Origin of the sequence: Gordonia pseudamarae (assembly GCF_025273675.1) — a bacterium.
Taxonomy (GTDB): domain Bacteria; phylum Actinomycetota; class Actinomycetes; order Mycobacteriales; family Mycobacteriaceae; genus Gordonia; species Gordonia pseudamarae.
This window is the reverse complement of record NZ_CP045809.1, coordinates 3,341,870-3,362,687: the sequence shown is the minus strand read 5'-3', so window position 1 is coordinate 3,362,687 and position 20,818 is coordinate 3,341,870. Positions and strand designations below refer to the sequence as shown.

16 protein-coding genes are annotated in these 20,818 nt (G+C 68.4%); 10 read left to right on the top strand and 6 right to left on the bottom strand.

Annotated features, from left to right (window positions below):
* Positions 1 to 124: 124 nt before the first annotated feature.
* Positions 125 to 1,300, top strand: coding sequence for an ABC transporter ATP-binding protein (locus GII31_RS14845; protein WP_213244187.1), 1,176 nt, complete (start codon positions 125 to 127; stop codon positions 1,298 to 1,300).
* A 162-nt stretch (positions 1,301 to 1,462) separates the two neighbouring features.
* On the opposite strand, the gene GII31_RS14840 is transcribed toward GII31_RS14845, so the two are convergent.
* Positions 1,463 to 2,827: an outer membrane protein assembly factor BamB family protein gene (locus GII31_RS14840; RefSeq protein WP_213244186.1), complete on the bottom strand. Its 1,365-nt coding sequence runs from the start codon at positions 2,825 to 2,827 to the stop codon at positions 1,463 to 1,465.
* Positions 2,828 to 2,929: 102 nt separating this feature from the next.
* On the opposite strand from GII31_RS14840, the gene GII31_RS14835 reads away from it, so the two are divergent.
* A complete protein-coding gene (locus tag GII31_RS14835) occupies positions 2,930 to 3,691 on the top strand; it encodes an acyltransferase (protein WP_213244185.1) in 762 nt (253 codons plus the stop codon).
* A 31-nt stretch (positions 3,692 to 3,722) separates the two neighbouring features.
* On the opposite strand, the gene GII31_RS14830 is transcribed toward GII31_RS14835, so the two are convergent.
* From GII31_RS14830 to GII31_RS14815, 4 genes are all read right to left on the bottom strand, one after another.
* Entirely contained in the window at positions 3,723 to 4,388 is a 666-nt protein-coding gene (locus GII31_RS14830) for an AIM24 family protein (protein ID WP_213244184.1), read from the bottom strand.
* Positions 4,389 to 4,484: 96 nt separating this feature from the next.
* Positions 4,485 to 5,735 (bottom strand): glycosyltransferase family 4 protein, encoded by a 1,251-nt coding sequence (locus tag GII31_RS14825; protein ID WP_213244183.1) that lies wholly within the window; start codon positions 5,733 to 5,735, stop codon positions 4,485 to 4,487.
* On the bottom strand, positions 5,723 to 7,345 hold the full coding sequence (locus GII31_RS14820; protein WP_246221890.1) for a 1,4-alpha-glucan branching protein domain-containing protein: 1,623 nt from the start codon (positions 7,343 to 7,345) through the stop codon (positions 5,723 to 5,725). Before GII31_RS14820 ends, GII31_RS14825 begins: the two co-directional genes overlap by 13 nt.
* Positions 7,346 to 7,377: 32 nt before the next feature.
* Entirely contained in the window at positions 7,378 to 8,178 is an 801-nt protein-coding gene (locus GII31_RS14815; RefSeq protein ID WP_213244182.1) for a class I SAM-dependent methyltransferase, read from the bottom strand.
* Between the two features lie 236 nt (positions 8,179 to 8,414).
* On the opposite strand from GII31_RS14815, the gene GII31_RS14810 reads away from it, so the two are divergent.
* From GII31_RS14810 to GII31_RS14795, 4 genes are all read left to right on the top strand, one after another.
* Positions 8,415 to 9,194, top strand: coding sequence for an electron transfer flavoprotein subunit beta/FixA family protein (locus tag GII31_RS14810; RefSeq protein WP_213244181.1), 780 nt, complete (start codon positions 8,415 to 8,417; stop codon positions 9,192 to 9,194).
* A 63-nt stretch (positions 9,195 to 9,257) separates the two neighbouring features.
* A complete protein-coding gene (locus GII31_RS14805) occupies positions 9,258 to 10,214 on the top strand; it encodes an electron transfer flavoprotein subunit alpha/FixB family protein (RefSeq protein WP_213244180.1) in 957 nt (318 codons plus the stop codon).
* A gap of 220 nt (positions 10,215 to 10,434) precedes the next feature.
* Positions 10,435 to 11,280 (top strand): GNAT family N-acetyltransferase, encoded by an 846-nt coding sequence (locus tag GII31_RS14800; RefSeq protein WP_407649827.1) that lies wholly within the window; start codon positions 10,435 to 10,437, stop codon positions 11,278 to 11,280.
* 5 nt (positions 11,281 to 11,285) lie between these two features.
* Entirely contained in the window at positions 11,286 to 12,200 is a 915-nt protein-coding gene (locus GII31_RS14795) for a lysophospholipid acyltransferase family protein (protein ID WP_213250479.1), read from the top strand.
* Here the strand turns inward: GII31_RS14795 and GII31_RS14790 are convergent.
* A complete protein-coding gene (locus GII31_RS14790) occupies positions 12,184 to 15,753 on the bottom strand; it encodes a BTAD domain-containing putative transcriptional regulator (RefSeq protein WP_213244178.1) in 3,570 nt (1,189 codons plus the stop codon). The two genes, GII31_RS14795 and GII31_RS14790, sit on opposite strands and share 17 nt — an antisense overlap.
* A 114-nt stretch (positions 15,754 to 15,867) precedes the next feature.
* Between GII31_RS14790 and GII31_RS14785 the strand changes: the two genes are divergently transcribed.
* From GII31_RS14785 to GII31_RS14770, 4 genes are all read left to right on the top strand, one after another.
* Complete coding sequence (locus tag GII31_RS14785) at positions 15,868 to 17,268, top strand: FAD-binding oxidoreductase (protein WP_213244177.1); 1,401 nt, start codon at positions 15,868 to 15,870, stop codon at positions 17,266 to 17,268.
* Positions 17,269 to 17,368: 100 nt separating this feature from the next.
* The gene (locus GII31_RS14780) at positions 17,369 to 18,574 is read left to right on the top strand and encodes a cysteine desulfurase family protein (protein ID WP_213244176.1); all 1,206 of its coding nucleotides are present in this window, start codon (positions 17,369 to 17,371) and stop codon (positions 18,572 to 18,574) included.
* The gene (gene mnmA, locus GII31_RS14775) at positions 18,571 to 19,677 is read left to right on the top strand and encodes a tRNA 2-thiouridine(34) synthase MnmA (protein WP_213244175.1); all 1,107 of its coding nucleotides are present in this window, start codon (positions 18,571 to 18,573) and stop codon (positions 19,675 to 19,677) included. The genes GII31_RS14780 and mnmA overlap by 4 nt, the downstream gene beginning before the upstream one ends.
* A gap of 20 nt (positions 19,678 to 19,697) precedes the next feature.
* The gene (locus GII31_RS14770; protein ID WP_260840006.1) at positions 19,698 to 20,705 is read left to right on the top strand and encodes a uroporphyrinogen decarboxylase/cobalamine-independent methonine synthase family protein; all 1,008 of its coding nucleotides are present in this window, start codon (positions 19,698 to 19,700) and stop codon (positions 20,703 to 20,705) included.
* The last annotated feature ends 113 nt before the right edge of the window (positions 20,706 to 20,818 follow it).

Here is a 20,818-nt window from a genome sequence, read left to right as displayed (position 1 = left end):
CACGCGGTGCCGGGCGACCACCTGACGGTGTCCGCCGCGGCACCCCAACCACAAGTGCCTCCTGGGCGATCGGGCCGTTTCGGCCGTCGCGAACGTGGGGGGCGCCACATGTCTGGAGGATGCAGTGGGTGTAGAGGTCAGTGTCGAGGGGCTTACCAAGTCGTTCGGGTCGCAGAATATTTGGCGTGATGTGACGTTGACGTTGCCGACGGGTGAGGTCAGTGCGTTGTTGGGGCCTTCGGGTACGGGTAAGTCGGTGTTTTTGAAGACGTTGATCGGTCTGCTGCATCCGGAGCAGGGGTCGGTGGTCATCGATGGCACTGATATCACGCAGTGTTCGGCGAAGGAGTTGTACGAGATTCGTAAGTTGTTCGGTGTGCTGTTTCAGGATGGTGCGCTGTTCGGTTCGATGTCGTTGTATGACAATATCGCGTTCCCTCTTCGTGAGCATACGAAGAAGAAGGAGGACGAGGTTCGTCGGATCGTGATGGAGAAGGTCGACATGGTCGGTCTGTTGGGGGCGGAGGATAAGCTGCCGGGTGAGATTTCCGGTGGTATGCGTAAGCGTGCCGGCTTGGCGCGGGCGTTGGTGTTGGATCCGCAGATCATTTTGTGTGATGAGCCGGATTCGGGTTTGGATCCGGTGCGTACGGCTTATATTTCGCAGTTGTTGATCGATATCAATGCGACGATTGATGCGACGATTTTGATTGTGACGCACAATATCAATATCGCGCGGACGATTCCGGACAATATTGGGATGTTGTTCCGGAAGGAGTTGGTGATGTTTGGTCCGCGTGAGCAGTTGTTGACGTCGGAGCAGCCGGTGGTGAAGCAGTTCTTGTCCGGTGATCGGTTTGGTCCGATCGGTATGTCGGAGGAGAAGGACGAGGCGGTGGCGGCTGCGGAGGCGGCGATGCAGGCTGCGGGTATTTCCGGTGGTGGTACGAAGGATGATTTCACGGAGATCATTCCGCAGGTGCAGCCGAATCCGGGTATGCCGGAGCGGCAGGCGGCGATTCGGCATCGTGCGCGGGTGCATGAGATGTTGCATACGTTGCCGCCGAATGCGCAGGAGGCGATTGTGCGGTCGATGGCGCAGGAGGATGAGATCAAGGCGCAGAATCGGGCTGAGCGGGCGCAGGCGCATGCCGCGGCCGGGGTCGGTGTGGGTAAGCCGCAGGCCGATTATGCCGGTGATGATGCGGTGACGCAGAGTTGGGCGGTTGTGCCGGGTGTGGCTGATGGTCCGACCGTTGAGTACGAAGTCCCGAACGAGGGTGGGCGGCACAGCTCCTAGATCCGCGTTCACCGGGCACACAGTGGTGTGCGCCGGAGCATGATCCCGAGGCCGGTGCACCGCAGTGAAGGTGGTGCACCGGCTTTTGTGTTGCTTCGGTCCGCTGTTGCTTCGGCCTGGCGTTGCTTCGGACCGGTGCCGCCTTGTCTGCGGCGAAGGGGATCAGTAGCGGTTGCGGGCGGAATCGAACAGATAGACCTCGCCGATGTGGGTGGCCGTGGCGACCTGCCCGGCCGCCGACACCGCCACACCGGTGGCAAAGCCCTTCGAGCCCGGCATCGGGATCGTCGTGAGTGTCCGGCCGTCGGCCACCGACACCTGCGTCAGTGACAGCGAGTCCTTCCCGGCGTCGCGCACAACGGTCCAGGCGGTGTCCTGCGCGGTGAGCGTGGACAGACTGACCACGGCCAGATCGGTGCGCTGCCACACCTGTTCGGCCGAGTCGCCGGTGTCGCGGAGCAACGTGAGCGGGGCACCGACCGAACCGGTGGGAATGATCAGGCCGTCGGGGGAGACGCTGAGCGTGGCAAAACCGTGCTCGCCGAGATCGTGTGTCCACACGATGTCGCCGGTGGTGGTGTCGACGGCCACCAGCTTGCCGGGTGCGGAGACGGCGTAGACACGGCTGCCGTCGGCGGACAGCGTGGGCGGACCGACCATGCCGCCGGGGATCGGCGACGACCACGCCTGGCCGATCGCACGTTTGCCGTCCTTCTCGCCGTAGTCGAGTGCCACCAGCGCCGACGCGTCCGCACCGGACGGCCACACGTTCAGGTAGGCGCGCTGACGGCCGGCATCGACGGCCGGAGGTGCCGGGACCGGGCACTGCGGGCCGTCGGTGATGCAGTCGCCGTAACCGAAAGCCGGATCGTCGAGATCGACGTCCTCGCGCAGCCGCAGTTCGGGAGCCACCTGATCGCCGGTCTGCGAGTTGAGCAGCAGTACCTGCCCCTGCGTGGTGGCCACCAGCACCACACCGCGGTCGGCGAACCTGGCCGAGCGCGGGATACCGATCGTCGGGACCCGCCAGCGGATCGCGCCGCCCGCGTTGAACGCGATGAACAGGCCCTTCTCACCCACGTACGGCTGGTCGTACTGGTCGACGAGCAGAGTGTTGGTGGCGGCACCGTCCTGCATCCGTTTGCAGTAGTTCTTGCGGCCCTGTCGCGGGTCGAACACAAACAGATTGCAGCCGTTGGAGGTGGTGGCGGTGACCCCGATGTTGCCGTTGCCCGAGATCGACAGCGGTGCGGTGATGGGACCACCGGTGGGACGTGACCAGCGCAGTTCCAGATCGTCGGGGATCTGCGGGTACGCGAAATTCGCGTTGGCCGAACTGCCGCCGTAACCCGACCAGCCCCACGCCGACACCGACCGCACGTCGGTGTGGCCGTCGGAACAGGCCGACACCGCCAGCATGACGAGCGTCGTCAGCAGCGCGAATCCGGTTCCGGCCCGCCGCCGCCGGCCGGCATACCCCGTCGCTGAGTTCGCCCCGGGCTGATGCGCCCCGGCCGCTGCAGGCATCCCGCTCCCATCACCGTCGTCTCTCGGATCGTCGGGTACCGCCGGCACCCAACCTCCAGAGCCTATCGTGTGCGATTTTGCGCTCGGTTAATGTTTGTCCTCATGACCACCATGTGGAATGCCTCCTACCGTTCCCGCTGGAAGGCCGGTCGGCGCCGCGACCCGGCCCAAGTGCGCTTCCTGACCCTCGACTCGCTGCGCTGGGTGCTGCGCAACAAGGCGTACACGCCCTGGTACCTGGTGCGCTACTTCCGGCTGGCCAAATTCCGGCTCGCCAACCCCCACGTGGTGCTGCGCGGCATGGTGTTCCTGGGTAAGGACGTGGAAATCCACGCCACACCGGAGATGTCGCGGATGGAGATCGGCCGGTGGGTGCACATCGGTGACGGCAACTCGATCCGCTGCCACGAGGGCAGCCTGCGTATCGGCGACAAGACGGTGTTCGGCTGCAACAACGTCGTCAACGCCTACCTCGACATCGAGTTCGGCGGATCGACACTGATCGCGGACTGGTGCTACATCTGCGACTTCGACCACGTCACCGACAACATCAACATGCCGATCAAGGACCAGGGCATCGTGAAGGGCCCCGTGCGGATCGGCCCCGACACGTGGGTCGCGGCCAAGGTGTCGGTGCTGCGAAACACCATCGTTGGCCGTGGTTGCGTACTGGGCGCGCACTCGGTGGTCAAAGGTGTGATCCCGGACTACTCGATCGCCGTCGGCGCACCGGCCAAGGTGGTCAAGAACCGCAACGAGGCGTGGGCCGCCAACGCCGAGCAGCGCGCCGAACTCGAACGCGCCCTCGCCGACATCGAACGCAAGAAGGCCGCCGCCGAGGCGAAAGCCGTATCGGAGGGCTGACACCTTGTGCCGGGGCGTGCTCGCCGGTGGGTCACGCCCCGCGGAACGGCCTGCCCTCGCTCGGCTGGATCACGACGAAACCCGGACCTTGGAACGCGAGCTGGAACGATTCACCCGAGCCGCGGCCGATGAGCGAACCCATCTTGAAATCGTTCTTGATGGTCGGGTTGAGATTGGCCGACCAGCAGATCGCGGCCTGCGGGTCGACGTAGGTGGGCTGCCGGGAGCAGTCCAGGATCAGCGGCGGACCCTCACTGGTGACGCCCACGGTGCCGTGTCCGGAGACCTGCAGGTTGAACAACCCGCCCGCCAGCATCCCGGCGTTGCCGATGGTGGTGATGTTCCACTGCAACGTCGCGTCGAATGCGAGCAGACTCGACGTGTTGATGGTGATGGCGTCGCCCTCAAGGTCCATCGTGAATACGTGCGCGGCGTTGCGGGCGAAAAACACCTCGCCCTGACCGCTCACCCGCATCAGGCTGCCGCCCTCGTTGGTGACGGCGCGTTTGAGGAAGTTGGTCATGCTGCCCGCGCCCTCATGGCTGAAGTCCATGACCCCGTTGTAGGCCACCATCGCACCCTTGGCGGCCAGCGCGTCGGGCCCGAACCCGACACGCAGCATCCGTTCGGACTGCAATGCCCAACGTTCGTGGGACTGGACCACCTGGTGTTTCTGGTCGAAAATCGGACTGCGCATGACCGCAGCCTACTGACCGGTGACAAACGTCTGGCGATATAGCTCCCCGCACGGGCATATGCCCGAGCCAGGTGCTATATCGCCAGAAGTTTGTCGCTACTTGCCGGGGTCGCGTTCGGGGAGGGGGCGTTCGATGATCGTCGGGCGACCGTAGGCGTGGCGGACGCGGCGTTTGGCGGCCAGGTAGACGCCTTCGGTGCGCTCGGCCACCTCACGCCAGGAGAAGTCCTCGGTGAGGCGGTCGCGGGCGCGGCGGGCGCGCACGGCGGCGGCGGCCGGGTCGTCGAGGGTCTTGCGGATGGCGGTGGCGATGCCGGCGACGTCGGCGGGTTGGAAGGTGAAGCCGCTCATACCGTCGTCGACGGCCTCACCGAGTCCACCCGCGGTGGACACGACCAGCGGAATGCCGGTGGCGGCCGCCTCGAGGGCGACGATACCGAACGGTTCGTAGCGGCTCGGCAGCACGATCGCGGCGCACCGCTGCATCGCGGCGACCAGTGCGTTGTGATCGAGGGCGCCGACGAACCGCACCGACCGGGTCACCTTGTGTTTGCGGGCGGTCTCCATCAGCCAGTCGAGCTGGGTGCCGGTGCCCGCAATAGTCAGGGTAGTGCCGGGATGGGTGCGGCGTACCCGCGGCAGTGCGGCGAGCAAATCCTGCACGCCCTTCTCATACTCGAGGCGCCCGGCGAACAGCAATTCGGCCGGACCGGCGGTCTGCGGGCGCGGCGCGAACGGCCAGGTGTCGACGTCGATGCCGTTATGGATGACCTGGATCTCCTCGGGACCGAACAGCCGGTTGACCTCGTCGCGCATCGACTCCGAGCAGGTGATGAGGGCGTCTGCCTCGTTGGCCAGCCACCATTCGACCGAGTGGACCTGCCGGTTGGTCGATCCGCTGACCCAGCCGCTGTGCCGGCCCGCCTCGGTGGCGTGGATGGTGGCCACCAGCGGTACGTCGAAGAACTCGGCGAGGGTGATGGCCGGGTGCGCGACGAGCCAGTCGTGGGCGTGCACCACATCGGGCACCCATGCGGTCTCCTGGTCGCCCGCCAGGACACGCAGGCCCGCCCGGACGAACGAATGGCCCATCGCCAGCGTCCACGACATCATGTCGGTGCCGAACCGGAACTCGTGCGGGTCCTCGGCGACCGCGATAACCCGTACCCCGTCGGACCGTTCATCGGTGGTGGGGTGGGTCAGCGAGTCGGTGCCCGACGGCCGGCGGGTGATGACGGTGACCTCATGTCCCATCCCGGCCAGATCGATCGCCAGATGGTGCACATGGCGGCCAAGGCCCCCCACGATCACCGGCGGATACTCCCACGACACCATCAACACACGCATGTGGCAGTCCCCCCGTCAGTGTCCGTGCCGGCCGCTTTCGTGGTCTCGGCGGCCGAGGTGCGGGTGGCATCCCCGGTCAGTGTTGTATCGCCCAGTGCTGGATCCCTCAGCGGTTCGCCCGAGAGTAGTGCTTCCGCCACCAGTCTGCGAGCGTCGATCCCGGCGAATAGATTGTCGGCCCGCGCCCAGCTCTCGGCCAGTCGGGCGGCCTGCTCGTCCTTGCCGCGCGCGGCGGCATCACAGATCTCGCGCGTGGCGTGGGCGTGTTTGTGCGCCCGGTCCACCGCGTAGCCGGCCGCGGTGTCCTTGGACACCATGAACGGCCAGTCCGACTGCACCGTCATCAGCGTCTCGCGGACGATCTGATCGGCGACCCGATCCCGGGTGCCGATGCCGGCCAGACGTTTGTCGACGGTGTTGAGCGCGGTCTCGACGACCTCTGCGTTCAGTTGCACCAGGTGCTGCACCTGCGGTCCGTTCCACACCCGCCAGTCCTTGCCCGAACCCCACGACGAGGCGGGCAGGTTCACGGGCTCACCCACATATCCGGCGCGGCGGGCGCCGGCGAGGGTGCCCACGTTCACGCCGACCTCGGGCAGCCTGCGCAACACCTTGTCGAGCCACATCGGACCCTCGTGCCACCAGTGGCCGAACAGTTCGGTGTCGAACGCGGCGATGACGAGCGCGGGCCGGCCGATGCGTGCGGATTCGGCGATCAGCCGCTCCCGGACGTGACCGACGAAATCGTCGACGTGCTTGTCGAGCACGGACTCGATGCGCGATGGATCGTACGGCTTCTTCTGATCAGACGGCACCGTGCGGCCGGTGACCCGGGACGGTTTGAGTCCGGTCTCGTGGTCGTAGGTGTGAAAGTCGCGATACACCGCATGCCCCGGATAACCGGATTTGGGTGACCATACGCGGTAGCTGACCGACAGGTCCCGGCCGAATGCGACGACGTCGGTGTCGCCGACGGGCCGACCGAGCGCGGTGTCGCCGTGCAGGCTGGGGCCGTCGACCATGAAATGCCCGATGCCCGCAGCGGCATACTCGCGTTCCATACCTGGTGTGAACGCGCATTCGGGTGCCCAGATCCCGGGCGGATCGTATCGCCAGCGGGCGTGCGCGTCGGCCAGGCCCTCACGTAGTGAGAACCGGCGCAGTCGCGGATCGAGCAGTGGCTGGAACGGATGTGCAAGCGGTCCGCCGAGCAGTTCGATGACGCCGGAGTCGATGAGCGCGCGGATCTGCGGGCTGCCACCGTGGCGCCACTGCGTCTCGAACTCGCGCAGCGCGTGCGCCGACGCGCGGTATTCGCGGTGGCCGAGTTCACGGCGGTCGCCGTCGCGGGACACGGCGGCCTCCATCGACCGCAACTGCCAGTCGGCGAGCCATTCGTGCATCGACGACAGACAGTGCGGGTCGTCGAGTTGGGCGGCGAGCACCGGGGTGATGCCGAGCGACATCTGGGCGCGGTAGCCGTCGGCGGCCAGGCCGCGCAGCACCTCGAACACCGGCAGATACGACGACGCCCACGATTGGTACAGCCACTCCTCGCCGACGGGCCAGCGGCCGTGGTTGGCCAGCCACGGCAGGTGCGAGTGCAGCACCAGGGTGAACTGTCCGGGGACATGTGTGGTGTTCAGGGCCGCACCGCCACCGCGAACAGGTCGAGGCTGGCGTCGATGTCGCCGGTCCCGCGCGTGGTGTCGAGCACATCGAAGTCGTCGGTGGCGATGGCGGCGACGTCGTCGGTCAGCTCGGCCGGCCACGGCACGCCCGCCAGCGATCGTTCGATCTGGGCGTCGATGATCGACCCGCCCCACTTCTCATCGAGCGCGATCAGCGCCGCCCCATGGTAGACGCCGAACATCGTCTCGACCTCGAAACCGCCGTCGACCAGCAGTTCGGTGAGTTCGGCGGCGTTGAGCTCGCGGGTATGGAACGGGTTGAGCGGGGTGTCGCGGCCGGGGGAGAAGGTGATCCGGTTGGGTGTGGAGATCAGCAGTCTGCCGCCGGGACGCAGGACGCGCAGGCATTCGGCGACGAACTGCGGCTGATCCCACAGATGCTCGATGACCTGGAAGTTGACGACGATGTCGACGGCCGCGTCGGCGATCGGCAGTTCGATCAGGTTGCCCTGGTGGACGGTGAGTTCGGGATACCGGCGGCGGGTGTGTTCGACGGCGGAGGTGTCGTAGTCGACGCAGATGACCGATTCGGCGACCGTGGCCACCATCGATGCGCCGTAGCCCTCGCCGGAACCGGCTTCCAGCACCGTCTTGCCGCGGCACTCGTCCAGGATCGACGTGTAGGCGATCTCGTGGCGGCGGAACCAGTAGTTCTCCTCGGCGATACCCGGAACGGTGCGCTCACCGGTGAGCGCGAGCTGCGTGTCCGGCGCCGTGGCGTCTTGTGCTGCCGATTCGTGGTGAAGGGTCACCTGACCGAGCCTAGGGTATGACCGGCCGACTTATCGAACCCCATACAGTATCGGGGAGCTCTCGGGTCCGATGGCAGGTCGGGCCGTACTGGCCGGACTCTCGGTCCGGCGCCCGCGGATACTGTGACGAAGTCGGTGTTCAGTGTGTTGGACCAGCACGTTAAAGTAGGTGAGACCAAACGCAACTTACTCGTCGGTAAGTTGCTGACACCGACGCAGGAGGTCGACGTAGACCCATGACAAACATTGTGGTTCTGATCAAGCAGGTTCCCGACAGCGGTTCCGAGCGCCAGCTCAGTGATGACTTCTCGCTGGATCGCTCGATCGATCCCGTGATCGACGAGATCAATGAAAAGGCCGTCGAAGCCGCTCTGCAGATCAAAGAGGCCAACGGCGGTGAGGTCACCGTACTGACCGCAGGCCCCGCCGGCGCGACCGACGCGATCCGCAAAGCACTGTCGATGGGCGCGGACAAGGCCATCCACATCCAGGACGACGCGCTGCACGGCTCCGACGCCGTCCAGACCGCCTATGTCCTGGCCCGCGCGCTGGGCACCGTCGAGGGTGTCGAGCTGGTCATCGCCGGCAACGAGGCCACCGACGGCCGCGTCGGAGCGGTTCCGGCGATGATTGCCGAATACCTGGAGCTCCCGCACCTGACATCGCTCCGTTCGCTGAAGGTCGAGGGTGAGACCGTCACCGGTGAGCGTGAGACCGACGAAGGCATTTTCACCCTCGAAGGGGAGTTGCCGGCCATCGTCAGCGTCAACGAGAAGATCAACGAGGCACGCTTCCCGTCGTTCAAGGGCATCATGGCTGCCAAGAAGAAGGAGATCGCGGTCGTCAGCCTCGCCGAGATCGATGTCGAGGGTGATGACGTAGGCGCCACGAACGCGGGCAGCGAGGTTCTCTCCGCCACTCCGAAGCCGCCGAAGCAGGCCGGTGAGCGTGTCGCCGATGAAGGTGACGGCGGTACCAAGGTCGTCGAATTCCTGGTCTCGCAGAAGATCATCTAGTTCTCCTCGACCAGAATTCATCCAGACCTAACCGACGACATTCATTCCAGGAGTTAAGAAATCATGGCAGAAGTACTCGTTCTCGCCGAGCTCGACGCCGAGGGTGGCCTGAAAAAGGCAACCGGCGAGCTCATCACCGCCGCCCGTGAACTGGGCACCCCGTCGGCCGTCGTGGCCGCCGGTCCCGGCACCGCCGACGGCGTCATCGATGCCCTCAAGGAGGCCGGCGCCGAGAAGATCTACGTCGCCGAGTCCGACACGATCACCGGCATCCTGATCAGCCCGAAGGTTGACGTCCTCGCCTCGATCGCCGAGTCGGTCTCTCCTGCCGGGATCATCGTTGCCTCCAGCACCGACGGCAAGGAGATCGCCGGCCGTCTCGCGGTGCGCCTGGGTTCGGGTGTGCTGGCCGACGTCGTCGCCATCAAGGAAGGTGGCGTGGGCGTGCACTCGATTTTCGGTGGTTCGTTCACCGTCGAGGTGCAGGCCAAGGGCGAGGTTCCCGTGTTCTCACTGCGTCCGGGTGCTGTCGACGCGGTCGCGCAGGCCGGTGCCGGTGAGCGTGTCGACGTCGAGGTCCCCGAGCAGGCCGAGAACGCCGTCAAGATCGTCAAGGCCGAGCCGAATGTCGGCGGCGACCGTCCGGAGCTGACCGAGGCGTCGATCGTCGTCTCCGGCGGTCGTGGTGTGGGTTCGGCGGAGAAGTTCTCCGTCGTTGAAGCCCTCGCCGACTCGCTCGGTGCCGCCGTCGGCGCATCGCGTGCGGCTGTGGATTCCGGCTACTACCCGGGTCAGTTCCAGGTCGGTCAGACCGGCAAGACCGTGTCGCCGCAGCTGTACATCGCCCTGGGTATCTCGGGCGCCATCCAGCACCGCGCCGGCATGCAGACCTCGAAGACCATCGTGGCCGTCAACAAGGACGAAGAGGCCCCGATCTTCGAGATCTCCGACTTCGGTGTCGTCGGTGACCTGTTCAACGTCGCACCGCAGCTGACCGAGGCCGTCAACGCTCGTAAGTGATACTTGGGCTCGTAAGTAATACTTGGGCTCGTCAGTGATTCACCGGTGAGGTCCCCCGCCCCGCGCTCGGCGGGCGGGGGACTTTCCCGTTTCCGGGACATGATCGCCGGCTGAAGTCCCTCGGCAGACGTTCATCTGCCGCGCCCCGACGCGACAGGCCGTGGTCGCCGGGTTGTCGTGCCACGGGTCTTGTATTCGGGTCATGACAACTACGCAGGTCATGACCACGACAGCGGGGCCGGTCGGAGCCGGTCGCGCGCCCGCCACCGGCGAACCGATCGCGATGCTCAGCGCCGGCCCGGTGCGGGTGCTGCTCTCCGACGCCCCGGCCGACATCGTCGCCGCCCAGCGGCTACGGTACCGGGTGTTCAGCGAGGAGCCGGGCTTCTCCGACCGCATCGGTGACCACGACACCGGCCGGGACGCCGACCGATTCGACGACTTCGCGCAGCAACTGATCGTCCGGCACGACGACGACGGGGTGATCGGTTGCGCGCGGCTACTGGCACCGGTGCGGGCCGCGGCGGCCGGCGGCTGGTACTCGGCTACCGAATTCGACCTGCGGGCCCTGGACCCGATCGCGGCGCGGACCGTCGAGATGGGCCGGGCATGCGTGGACTCGGCCCATCGCAGCGGCTCGGTGACCGCCCTGATGTGGGCGTCGGTGCTGCGCTACCTCGATCTGACCGGGCTGCGATATGTGATGGGTTCGGTGTCGGTTCCGTTGCGCGGCAGCCTCGGCGCCCCGCGCGGTGCCGAACTTCGTTCGGTGCGTGATCGGCTCGTCGAGCGCCATCTCGCGCCGTGGCGGACAGAACCGCTGGTGCCTCCGCGTGTCGACGGCACGGCACTCGACGACATCGCGCCGTACCCGGAGACGGCGTTGCCGCCGTTGCTTCGTGGCTACCTGCGCCTGGGTGCCCGGGTGTGTGGGGAGCCGGCGGTGGACGAGGTGTTCGATGTCGGGGACTTCCTGACCGTCATCGACCGGGACGGTGCCACCCGCCGCTATCTCGACCGACTCACCTCCACGGTGACCCGGCTGGCGGGATCGGGCGGCCGGTGACCACGATGGGTTCGGCGGCGCCGGCGGTCGATCCCGCACCCGTTCGCCCGTCGCCGGTGACACCGCTCTCGGTGGTCCCGGACCGGGTCGGGTCCGGTGATCCGGGCCGGGTGGCCGTCGCGCCGGACAGCGGATTGCATCCGTGGTACCCGCTGAGTCCGTGCGGTACGGAATGTATTGACGAGCAGCGAAACCGGGTGTCGACGATGCGGATGGCCGTACGGGTGCTGCGGGTGGCCGCGGTTATCCTGTCGGCGGTCTGCGCGTGGCCGGTGGTCGCGGTGTCGCCGGCCCTGGCGCGCCGGCGGTTCCTGCGCGGGCTGTCGCGGCGGGTGCTGCGGGCGCTCGGGCTGACCGTGGTGATCGACGACCGCCGGCCGTTCGCCTCCCACACCCGCGGACTCGTCGTGGCCAACCACGTCTCGTATCTCGACATCCCGGCCGTGGCGATGATCAGCCCGGCCTCCTTCGTGGCCAAGGCCGAGATCGCATGCGACCCGGTCTCGGCCGTGCCGGCCAGGATCTTCGGGACCATCCGCGTCGAGCGGAACTCCTTGCGGCAGTTGCCGGCAACTGTTCGCACCGTGACCGAGCGGCTGGAGGCCGATGCGTCGGTGGTGGTGTTCCCGGAGGGAACCACCCGCTGCGGTACGAGCATCGGCACGTTCGCCCCGGCGTTCTTCCAGGCGGCCATCGACGCGGGTGTGCCGGTGCTCCCGATCGGGCTGGAGTTTGCCACGGCGTCGGGACATCGCGGGGCGGCCGCGTTCATCGGGGACGACACGCCCTGGGACACACTGCGCCGGGTGCTGCGCACGCGGGGCCTGAGCGTGCGGGTCACCGTGCACGAGAGCCAACTGGCCGGTGAGGACCGCCGCGAACTCGCGGCCAGGTGCGCACGGCTCATCGCAGGCGCGTGACCTCCTCGATCACATCGGGCAGTCCCAGACGCGTTGCCCGGTTGTGGATGTCGTCCAGGTCGCGGGTGCGCCGCGCCGACGGGGCGGTGCGTGCGACGGCGAGCAGGCGGCACCGCAGCTCCGACGGCGCACCCGAGCCGCGGGTGGCGACCTCGTGTGCCTCGCGCAGGGCCGCGTCGCCCTCCTCGTCCTCGCCCACCAGATAGTGCAGTCTGGCCAGGGCCAGCCCGACCGTGCCGACCTGTCCGATCTGGCCGAGGGTGGCGATGCAGCCCCGGTAGGGCGTGAGGTAGTCGATGAAATACCGTGCGTAACCCGGTAGTCGGAGATCGGCGACGACATAGGCCAGCAGCACCGCCTGGCACAGCGAGGTCCACACCATCGGCCGTTCGTCGGACAACCACACGGTGATCATCCGTTCGGCGAGAACGTGATCGCCGTCCGCGTCGGCGATCATCGCGACACCCGCGGCCAGCAACACCGTCATCTGGTCGTCGGAGAATTCGTCGGCGATCGACCTGGCCCAGTCGAGGGTGGACACATTCTTGTCGGCCAGCTCGTTGGTCTCGATGACGGCGTCGAGCAGATGCCGTTCGGTGGCCAGCCCGATCATGGCCACGGTGTCGCTTCCCGCCACGTACAGCTCGGTCATCTGCTGGACTTTGACCGCGGTGCGGAAATGCTCCATCGCCACCTCGAAGTCGCCGTGCCACACCGCGAGTGAGGTCTCCATCCAGCGCAGCTGGGCGCGCAGGATCGGCAGCCGGAAGCGCTCGCTGCCGACGATACCGCGACGCACCAGCCGTTCGGTTTCGGCGACGTCGCCGAGCGTCATCGTCGACATGGTGAGTACCGTATCCACGATCACGTCATCCACATCGGTTGCGGTGTAGCCAGTTTCATCACTACTGGGGCGCATGCCGGCGCGTATGGCCCGGATCCGTTCGGCGAGCCCGATCGACAGTGTCGCGTACTCGGCCACGCCCGAATAGGTGATCAGGCGGGCCATCAGCACATCGACGAGCACCGAGTCGTCATCGAGACCGGCGGCCACCTCATCGGCCCGATCGAGCAGACCGGCCGGAACGGATGCGTCGTGGTGGTAGCAGTGACCGACGGCCAGCGCACCGAGTGTCCGTGCGGTCGCCGGACCGTCTCCCGACACCGCGTCGAGTGCCGATTCCAATGTCGAGCAGAGCCGTTCGTTGTCGACGTTGGGACCGACCCAAGGCCACGAACCGCCCGCGCGCAACAGGATTCCGGCCAGCGCGCCGAGTGTCCGCGGTGAGCCTGCGGCGATCGCCTCGACCAGTCGGGTCTCGACGGTGGCCAGTGCCTGCTGCACCTGTCCGGCACGGGTCTGCGCGGTGAGCAGTCCCACCAGCAGACCGTCGCGTTCTGCGATGTTCGGACTGAGTCGTTGCGAGGACTCGACAATCCGCAGCGCGGCGTCAAGCCAGTAGGCGGCCTTCTCCGAATCCCAGGCGGCGGTGGCGTCGGCGGCGGCGGCGCGGCAGGCGGCCACCACCTCGCCAGGGTCGGCGACCGGGAGCGCGTCGAGCAGGTGGGCCGCGCGTACCGCCCGCGCATCGCCGCCGTCGATGTCGGCGAGTGCCCGCGCGATCCGCAGGTGGATCCTGGCCCGGCGCAGCGGCCGGATCATGCCGAGCGCGCCCTGGCGGAGCAGCGAGTGCGCGAACCGGGTGGCACCGGGTGCGGTGCGCCGGTCGCCGGGGAGATCGTGCGCGGCGCGGGTGATCAGGATGTGCTCGTCGACGGCCTCGTCCAGACAGTCCGCGACGTCATCGGGGTCGCGCCCGGTGACCGTCACCAGCAGCGGCACGTCGATGCCCTCGCCGATCGCCGCAGCGTAGCCGATCACCTCCAGCACCGCCGGATCCAAGGACTTCAGGCGGCGGTCGAGGATAGACCGGATCGCCTCGGGGATCTGCTCGTCGCGGCGCCCGTCCTGGGTGAGCCGGGCGAACTCGGTCACGAACAACGGGTTTCCGCCCGTCCGCTCGGTGAGCAGGTCGAGATCGGCCGATGAGATCCGTTCGTCGGAGACGGCCCGCACGAGTTCGGCGACCTCGTCGCGGGCCATGTGCGGGACGGCGATCACGGTGGCGCCGGTTCTGTTGGCCGTAGCCCGGAATCTGTCGACGTCGGGCCCGCCCTCGCCGTCGCGGGCGGTGGCGAGGGCGGTGATCGCGCTGCCGCGCAGCACCGACATCAGGTAGGAGAGCAGCCCGAGCGACATCGGGTCGGCCCACTGCAGGTCGTCGATCACGAGGACCAGCGGTGAATCGGCCGCGGCCTGCTCGAGCATCGTGTGCACCCGGTCGTAGACGGTGAACCGGGCGGTGTCCGCGTCCGAACCCGCCGGCACCGACAGCACCCGCGCGGGGTCGGCGCCGAGCGCGCGGCACGCCTGCCGAAGCGGCCACCAGGCGGGGATGCCCTCGGTGTCCGGGCACCGCACCCACACCACCGTGGTGTCCTGTCCGTGGAGGTCGGTGGCGATGCGCACCGTCTCCTCGGCGAGGGCGGTCTTCCCGATCCCCGGCGGTCCGGTGAGCAGCATCCACCGTGGGTCGGGCGATGCCTCCGACACCACGGCACGCAATCGCCGCAGTTCCTCGGCGCGGCCGATGAAGCGCGGCCCGGCGGGCGGGGTGGGGTCGTCGACGGATCGTTGCGTCACGGCCCCGGCGGCCGGCGCGCTGACCTCCACCGACCCCGTCCAGTGCGGTGGGCGCGGCCAGGCCGCGATCACCGGGTCGTGCCGCAGGACCGCACCCTGCAACGCCACGAGTTCGGCGCCCGGGTCGAGGCCCAGATCGGTGTCGAGGACGGCGGCGTAGTCGGTGTACGCCGCCAGGGCCTCGGTGCCCCGGCCGGCGCGATAGAGCGCGACCATCTGCAACCAGACGGTGCGTTCGCGCAGCGGGTCACGGATACGGAGTGCGGCGATCTCGCTCAACGCCCCGCCGACGTCGCCGCCGGCGAGCAGGGCGCTGATATGGATGTCGTCGACGGCCGTGCGGGTTTCGGCCAGCGCGGCGGCCTCGGCGGCCGCCCATCCCACCTCACCGAGTTCGCCGCCGGCCAGTTCGCCGCGCCACAGGGCCAGCGCCGCCGACGAATCGTCGAGGGCCTGCGCCCAGCGCGCCTCGTCGCGGGCCGTGCGCGCGGCACCGGCGAGCCGGATGAAGTCGGCGACGTCAACCCGATCCTCGCCCACCACGAGCCGGTAGCCGTTGCCGATCCGCTCGATGGGGGACGGGTCCGAACCTTCGGTCCGCAGGGCCCGGCGCAGATTGGAGATGTAGGCCTGCAGGCTGGTGGTGGCCGCGGCGGGTGCGCCCGAGGGCCACACCGTGTCCACCAATCGGTCGACGGACACGACCGCGCCGCGCGCCAAGATCAGCGTGGCGAGAACCGCCCGCTGCTTGGGAGAGCCGAGATCGACGGGCGTGCCCTCGCTCCGAACCTGCAGGGGCCCGAGCACCCCATATGCGCGGGTACCCGAATCCGCGCTCGCGCTTGCCATCACAGAGACAGTTTAGAGGCAGATCCGGGCTTTCCAAGTCGATGCCAAGAGTCTCTCAAGAGTCCTGCCTGACGCTGTGGTCACCAGTTCGCAGACCCCTTGAAGGAGATTGACATGACCATCGGCCCGATCACCGTCCGACCCGATCTGACGGCGCTGCGCGCGGTCGTTGGCGGCGCCGTCCACGGTCCCGGCGACGCGGGATACGCCACGACCGGTTTCAACCTCGCGGTCACACGCACCCCGTGTGCGGTCGTCGATGTCGCCGACACCGACGACATCGCGGCCGTCATCCGGTTCGCCGGTGACGCGGGGCTGCGCGTGGCGGTGTTCGCCACCGGGCACGGCGGCGTCGAGGTCGGTCCCGACACTGTCCTGGTGCGCACCGCAGCCCTGGACGTGTGCGAGATCGACCCGTCCACCAGGACCGCGCGGATCGGCGCGGGCGTACGGGTGCAGACCGTGCTCGATGCCGCCGCGCCCCACGGACTGGCTCTGGTGTGCGGGTCCTCGACGACGGTGGGTGTCGTCGGATTTCTTACCGGCGGCGGGATCGGCCCGCTGGTGCGGTCGCTCGGATCGTCGGCCGGGTACGTGCGGTCGGTGCGGGTGGTGACCGGCGACGGGACCGTCACGGACGCGTCCGCCGAGGTCAACCCCGAACTGTTCTGGGGTCTGCGTGGCGGCAAGGCGACGCTCGGGATCATCACCGAGGTTGTCGTCGACCTACTGCCGATCTCCGAGATCTACGGCGGTGCGGTCTATTTCGACGGCGCCGAGGCATCCGGACTGCTGCGTGCCTGGCGGGACTGGGCGGCGGACCTGCCTCGGGAGGCCGGCACCTCGGTGGCACTGATGCGCCTGCCCGAGATGCCGGGTGTGCCGCCCGCGTTGGCCGGCAGGCTCACCGTCGCGGTGCGGTTCGCCGCCGTCGGTGATCATGGCGCCGCCCAGCGCCTGCTGGCGCCGATGAGGGCGGCGGCGACCCCGTTGCTCGACGCGATCGGTCCGCTCCCGTACGCCGCGATCGGTGCGATCCACGCCGATCCGGCCGTCCCCATGCCCGTACACGAGGGCACCACCTTGCTGCGCGATGTGTCCGACGGGACGATCGACGCGATCGTCGGCGCCGCCGGGCCGCGATCGGCGTCGCAGCTGATCGTTGTCGAGTTGCGTCAGCTCGGTGGTGCGTTCGCCGACGAACAGAAGGTGCGCAGTGCGTTCGGTCACCGTGATGCCGCGTTCAACCTGCACGCGGTCGGGGTACTCGCCCCGCCGCCCGGCCCGGATCACGGCTCCGCCGACGGCGTCGAGCCGGTGTCCTCCACCACAGCGCACCTGCTGGCGGCTGTGCGGCCGTGGAGCACCGGCACCAGCCTGGCCAACTTCAACGCCTCGGCCGATCCGGCGGTGATCCGCACCTGCTACGACGAGGACACCTACGCCTGGCTCGCCGCCCTCGCGGCCCGTCTGGACCCCCGGGGCGTCCTGCACACAGGCCAGGTCGTGCGGTGAACGGGGGAGTGTGCCGCGGCGGTGTTCGGCGGGCCCGGGCCGGGTCCGGTGTGCACGGGAATTTGTCCCGGCTGCCCGCACGTTTATCCTTGGCAGCGACATGTCCACACCGTCCCGGCCCCCCGTCTACCTCGATCACGCCGCATCGACCGTGATGCTTCCCGAAGCCGTCGAGGCGATGACGGCCGTCCACGCCCATCCCGGCAACGCCTCGTCGCTGCACGGTTCGGGGCGCCGGGCGCGGCGCAGGCTCGAAGAATCCCGCGAAACCATCGCCGGGGCATTGGGTGCGCGGCCGTCGGAGGTCATCTTCACCGGCGGCGGCACGGAGTCGGACAATCTGGCGATCAAGGGCATCTATCGGGCCCGCCGGGCGGAGAACCCCGAGCGTCGCCGGATCATCGTGTCCGCGGTGGAGCATCACGCGATCCTCGATCCGGCGCAGTGGCTCGCCGACGACGAGGACGCCGAACTGGTGGTGCTCCCTGTCGACAGCACCGGCATCGTCTCGGTCGACGACCTTCGCGGCGCGCTGGCCGAACACGCCGGACGCACGGCGCTGATCTCGGTGATGTGGGCCAACAACGAGGTCGGTGCGATCCAGCCGGTCGCCGACCTCGCCGCGCTCGGCGCGGAGTTCGGCGTGCCGGTGCATTCGGACGCGATCCAGGCGGTGGGCCACATCCCGGTCGACTTCGCCGCGTCGGGGTTGTCGGCGCTGAGCCTGGCCGCGCACAAGTTCGGCGGGCCCCAGGGGACCGGTGCGTTGCTGCTGCGCCGGGACGTGGCGTGCGTGCCGCTGCTGCACGGCGGTGGCCACGAACGTGACATCCGCTCGGGCACGCAGGACGTGGCCGGTGCCGTCGGCATGGCCACGGCCCTGCACAGCGCCACCGGGTCGATGGCGGCCACGGCAGCGCGGATCACCCGGCTGCGCGACCGACTGGTCGATGTGCTGCTCGAGGTTCCCGGCGCGAGCCTCAACGGGCCCGTCGGCGACCTGCGGCTGCCGGGCAACGCACATGTCACGTTCGGCGACTGCGAAGGCGACTCATTGTTGATGCTGCTCGATGCCAACGGCATCGAATGTTCCACCGGGTCGGCGTGCACCGCCGGGGTGGCACGGGCCAGCCATGTGCTGCTCGCGATGGGTTTCGACGTGGCGCACGCCCGCGGCTCGCTGCGTTTCTCGTTCGGCGCCACCAGCACGGACGCCGACGTCGACGCGGTGGCCGAGGCGATCGGCGACGTGGTGGACCGGGCGCGCACCGCCGGGTTGGTTTCGGTTCGTGGAGGTATCCGGTGAGAGTTCTTGCGGCGATGAGCGGCGGCGTCGATTCGGCGGTGGCCGCGGCGCGTGCGGTAGAGGCCGGGCACGACGTGGTCGGCGTGCATCTGGCGTTGTCGACGGCGCCGGGTGCGCTGCGCACCGGATCGCGCGGGTGCTGCTCGCGCGAGGATGCCGACGACGCCCGGCGCGCGGCCGATGTGCTGGGTATCCCGTTCTACGTGTGGGACTTCGCCGACCGCTTCAAAGAGGACGTGATCGACGAGTTCGTCGAGGCCTACGCTGAGGGGCAAACCCCCAATCCGTGCCTGACCTGCAACGAGAAGATCAAGTTCGCGGCGCTGGCCGACAAGGCCATCGCGCTTGGCTTCGACGCGCTGGCCACCGGTCACTACGCCCGGCTCTCCGGCGGTGAGCTGCGCCGGGCCGTCGACGACGACAAGGACCAGTCGTACGTGCTCGCGGTGCTCGATCACGCGCAGCTGAGCCGGGCGATGTTCCCGTGCGGCGACACCCCCAAACCGCAGATTCGCGAGGAGGCGGCGCGCCGCGGTCTGTCGGTGGCCGACAAGCCCGATTCCCACGACATCTGCTTCATCCCCACCGGAGACACCCGCGCCTTCCTGGGCGCGCGCATCGGCATCCGGCCCGGTGCCGTCGTCGACGCCGACTCGGGCGAGCGCCTGGCCGAACACGAAGGCGTGCACGGGTTCACGATCGGCCAGCGCAAGGGCTTGGGCGTCGAGGCGCCGGCCGTCGACGGCAAGCCCCGTTACGTCACCGACATCGACCCCGAGTCGGGCACCGTCACCGTCGGATCCGCCGAACATCTGCAGGTGTGGACGATCGAGGCCGGGCGCGCGGTGTGGACGTCGGGCCAGGTTCCCGACGGTCCCGTCGACTGCGTCGTACAGGTGCGCGCCCACGGCGGTCTCGCACCCGCCAGGGCGATCCCGGTGATCCGCGACGGTGATGCCGGCATCGACATCGAACTCGCGCAGCCGCTGACCGGCGTCGCCCGCGGGCAGGCGGCGGTTCTGTACCTGCCGGACGAGACCGACGGCGACCTCGTGATCGGTTCGGGCCGTATCATCGGCACGTCATCCCTGGCCAGGGTGTGACGGGCTCCATACCCACCGCGGTGGGTACGGGTATCGGGTCGATGCCCGGCACCGATCCGCGGGAGTCCGCCGCGATCATCAACGGTGAGCTGGACTTTGCCCACCTGGTCGAGCTGCCCGCCCGGGGTATGGGGGCGGACATGGTCGGCCGGATGGCAACGATCCTGGTGGACATGCCGATGGATGCGGGCGCGTGGGGGTACCGGCTGTCGGGTCGGCGTTCGGCGGTGGCCAGGCGGGCGGCCGATTTCCTGTCCGCCGATCTCGACGCCGTCGAAGAGCTCTGGGATGCGGCGGGTTTCATCGGAACCGGGCGGCCGTTCAAGATTCAGGTGTGCGGGCCGTTCACCTTCGCCGCATCGGCCGAACTTGCCAACGGGCACAAGATCCTTCGTGACAAGGGTGCGTGGTCGGATGTGATCGCCTCGGCCACCGAGGGCATCGGCGTACTTGCCGCCGAGACCGAACGCAGGCTCGGTGCGCGGGTCGTCGTGCAACTCGACGAGCCGTCGATCGGGTCGGTGATCGACGGGACCGTCCGGCCGCTGACGCGTTTCGACACGATCGCGGCGATTCCGGTCGCCGAGGTGGCCGACGCGCTCGGGGAACTGGTCGCCGGAGTGGGTCGGCCGCTGATCCTGCACGACTGCGGTGGGCCGCGGTGGGACCTGATCCGACTCCTGCCCGGGGTGGCGCTGTCCTGCGATGTGTCGTCGTGGACCGACGGTTCGAGCATCGATCTCGACGGTGCCGGTGCGCTGATCGACGGGGGTGGGGTCCTGATGGCCGGGCTCGTGTCCACGACGGCACCGGCGAGCGCGGGAAACGATACGTCCCGCGCCGAGCTGGTCGCGTCGGCTGCGGCGCGGATCATCGACCGTATCGGGCTGAACCGGTCGGTACTGCGCGACAACGTCGTCATCACACCGACCTGCGGGCTCGCCGGGGCCGGCGCGGGGTGGGCGAGGTCGGCGGCGTCGATCGCGGCGAAGGCGGGGGAGTTGCTGACCGACTTCGACGCGCTCTAGCTGTACATCTAGCCGACAGTGGACTGCACCTCGTTATAGCGATGGGGGCGCCCGCCGCGCCCGCGTCATTGCACAGAAACTTTGTGCAATTGAACAGTGTTCCGGCTCAGTGG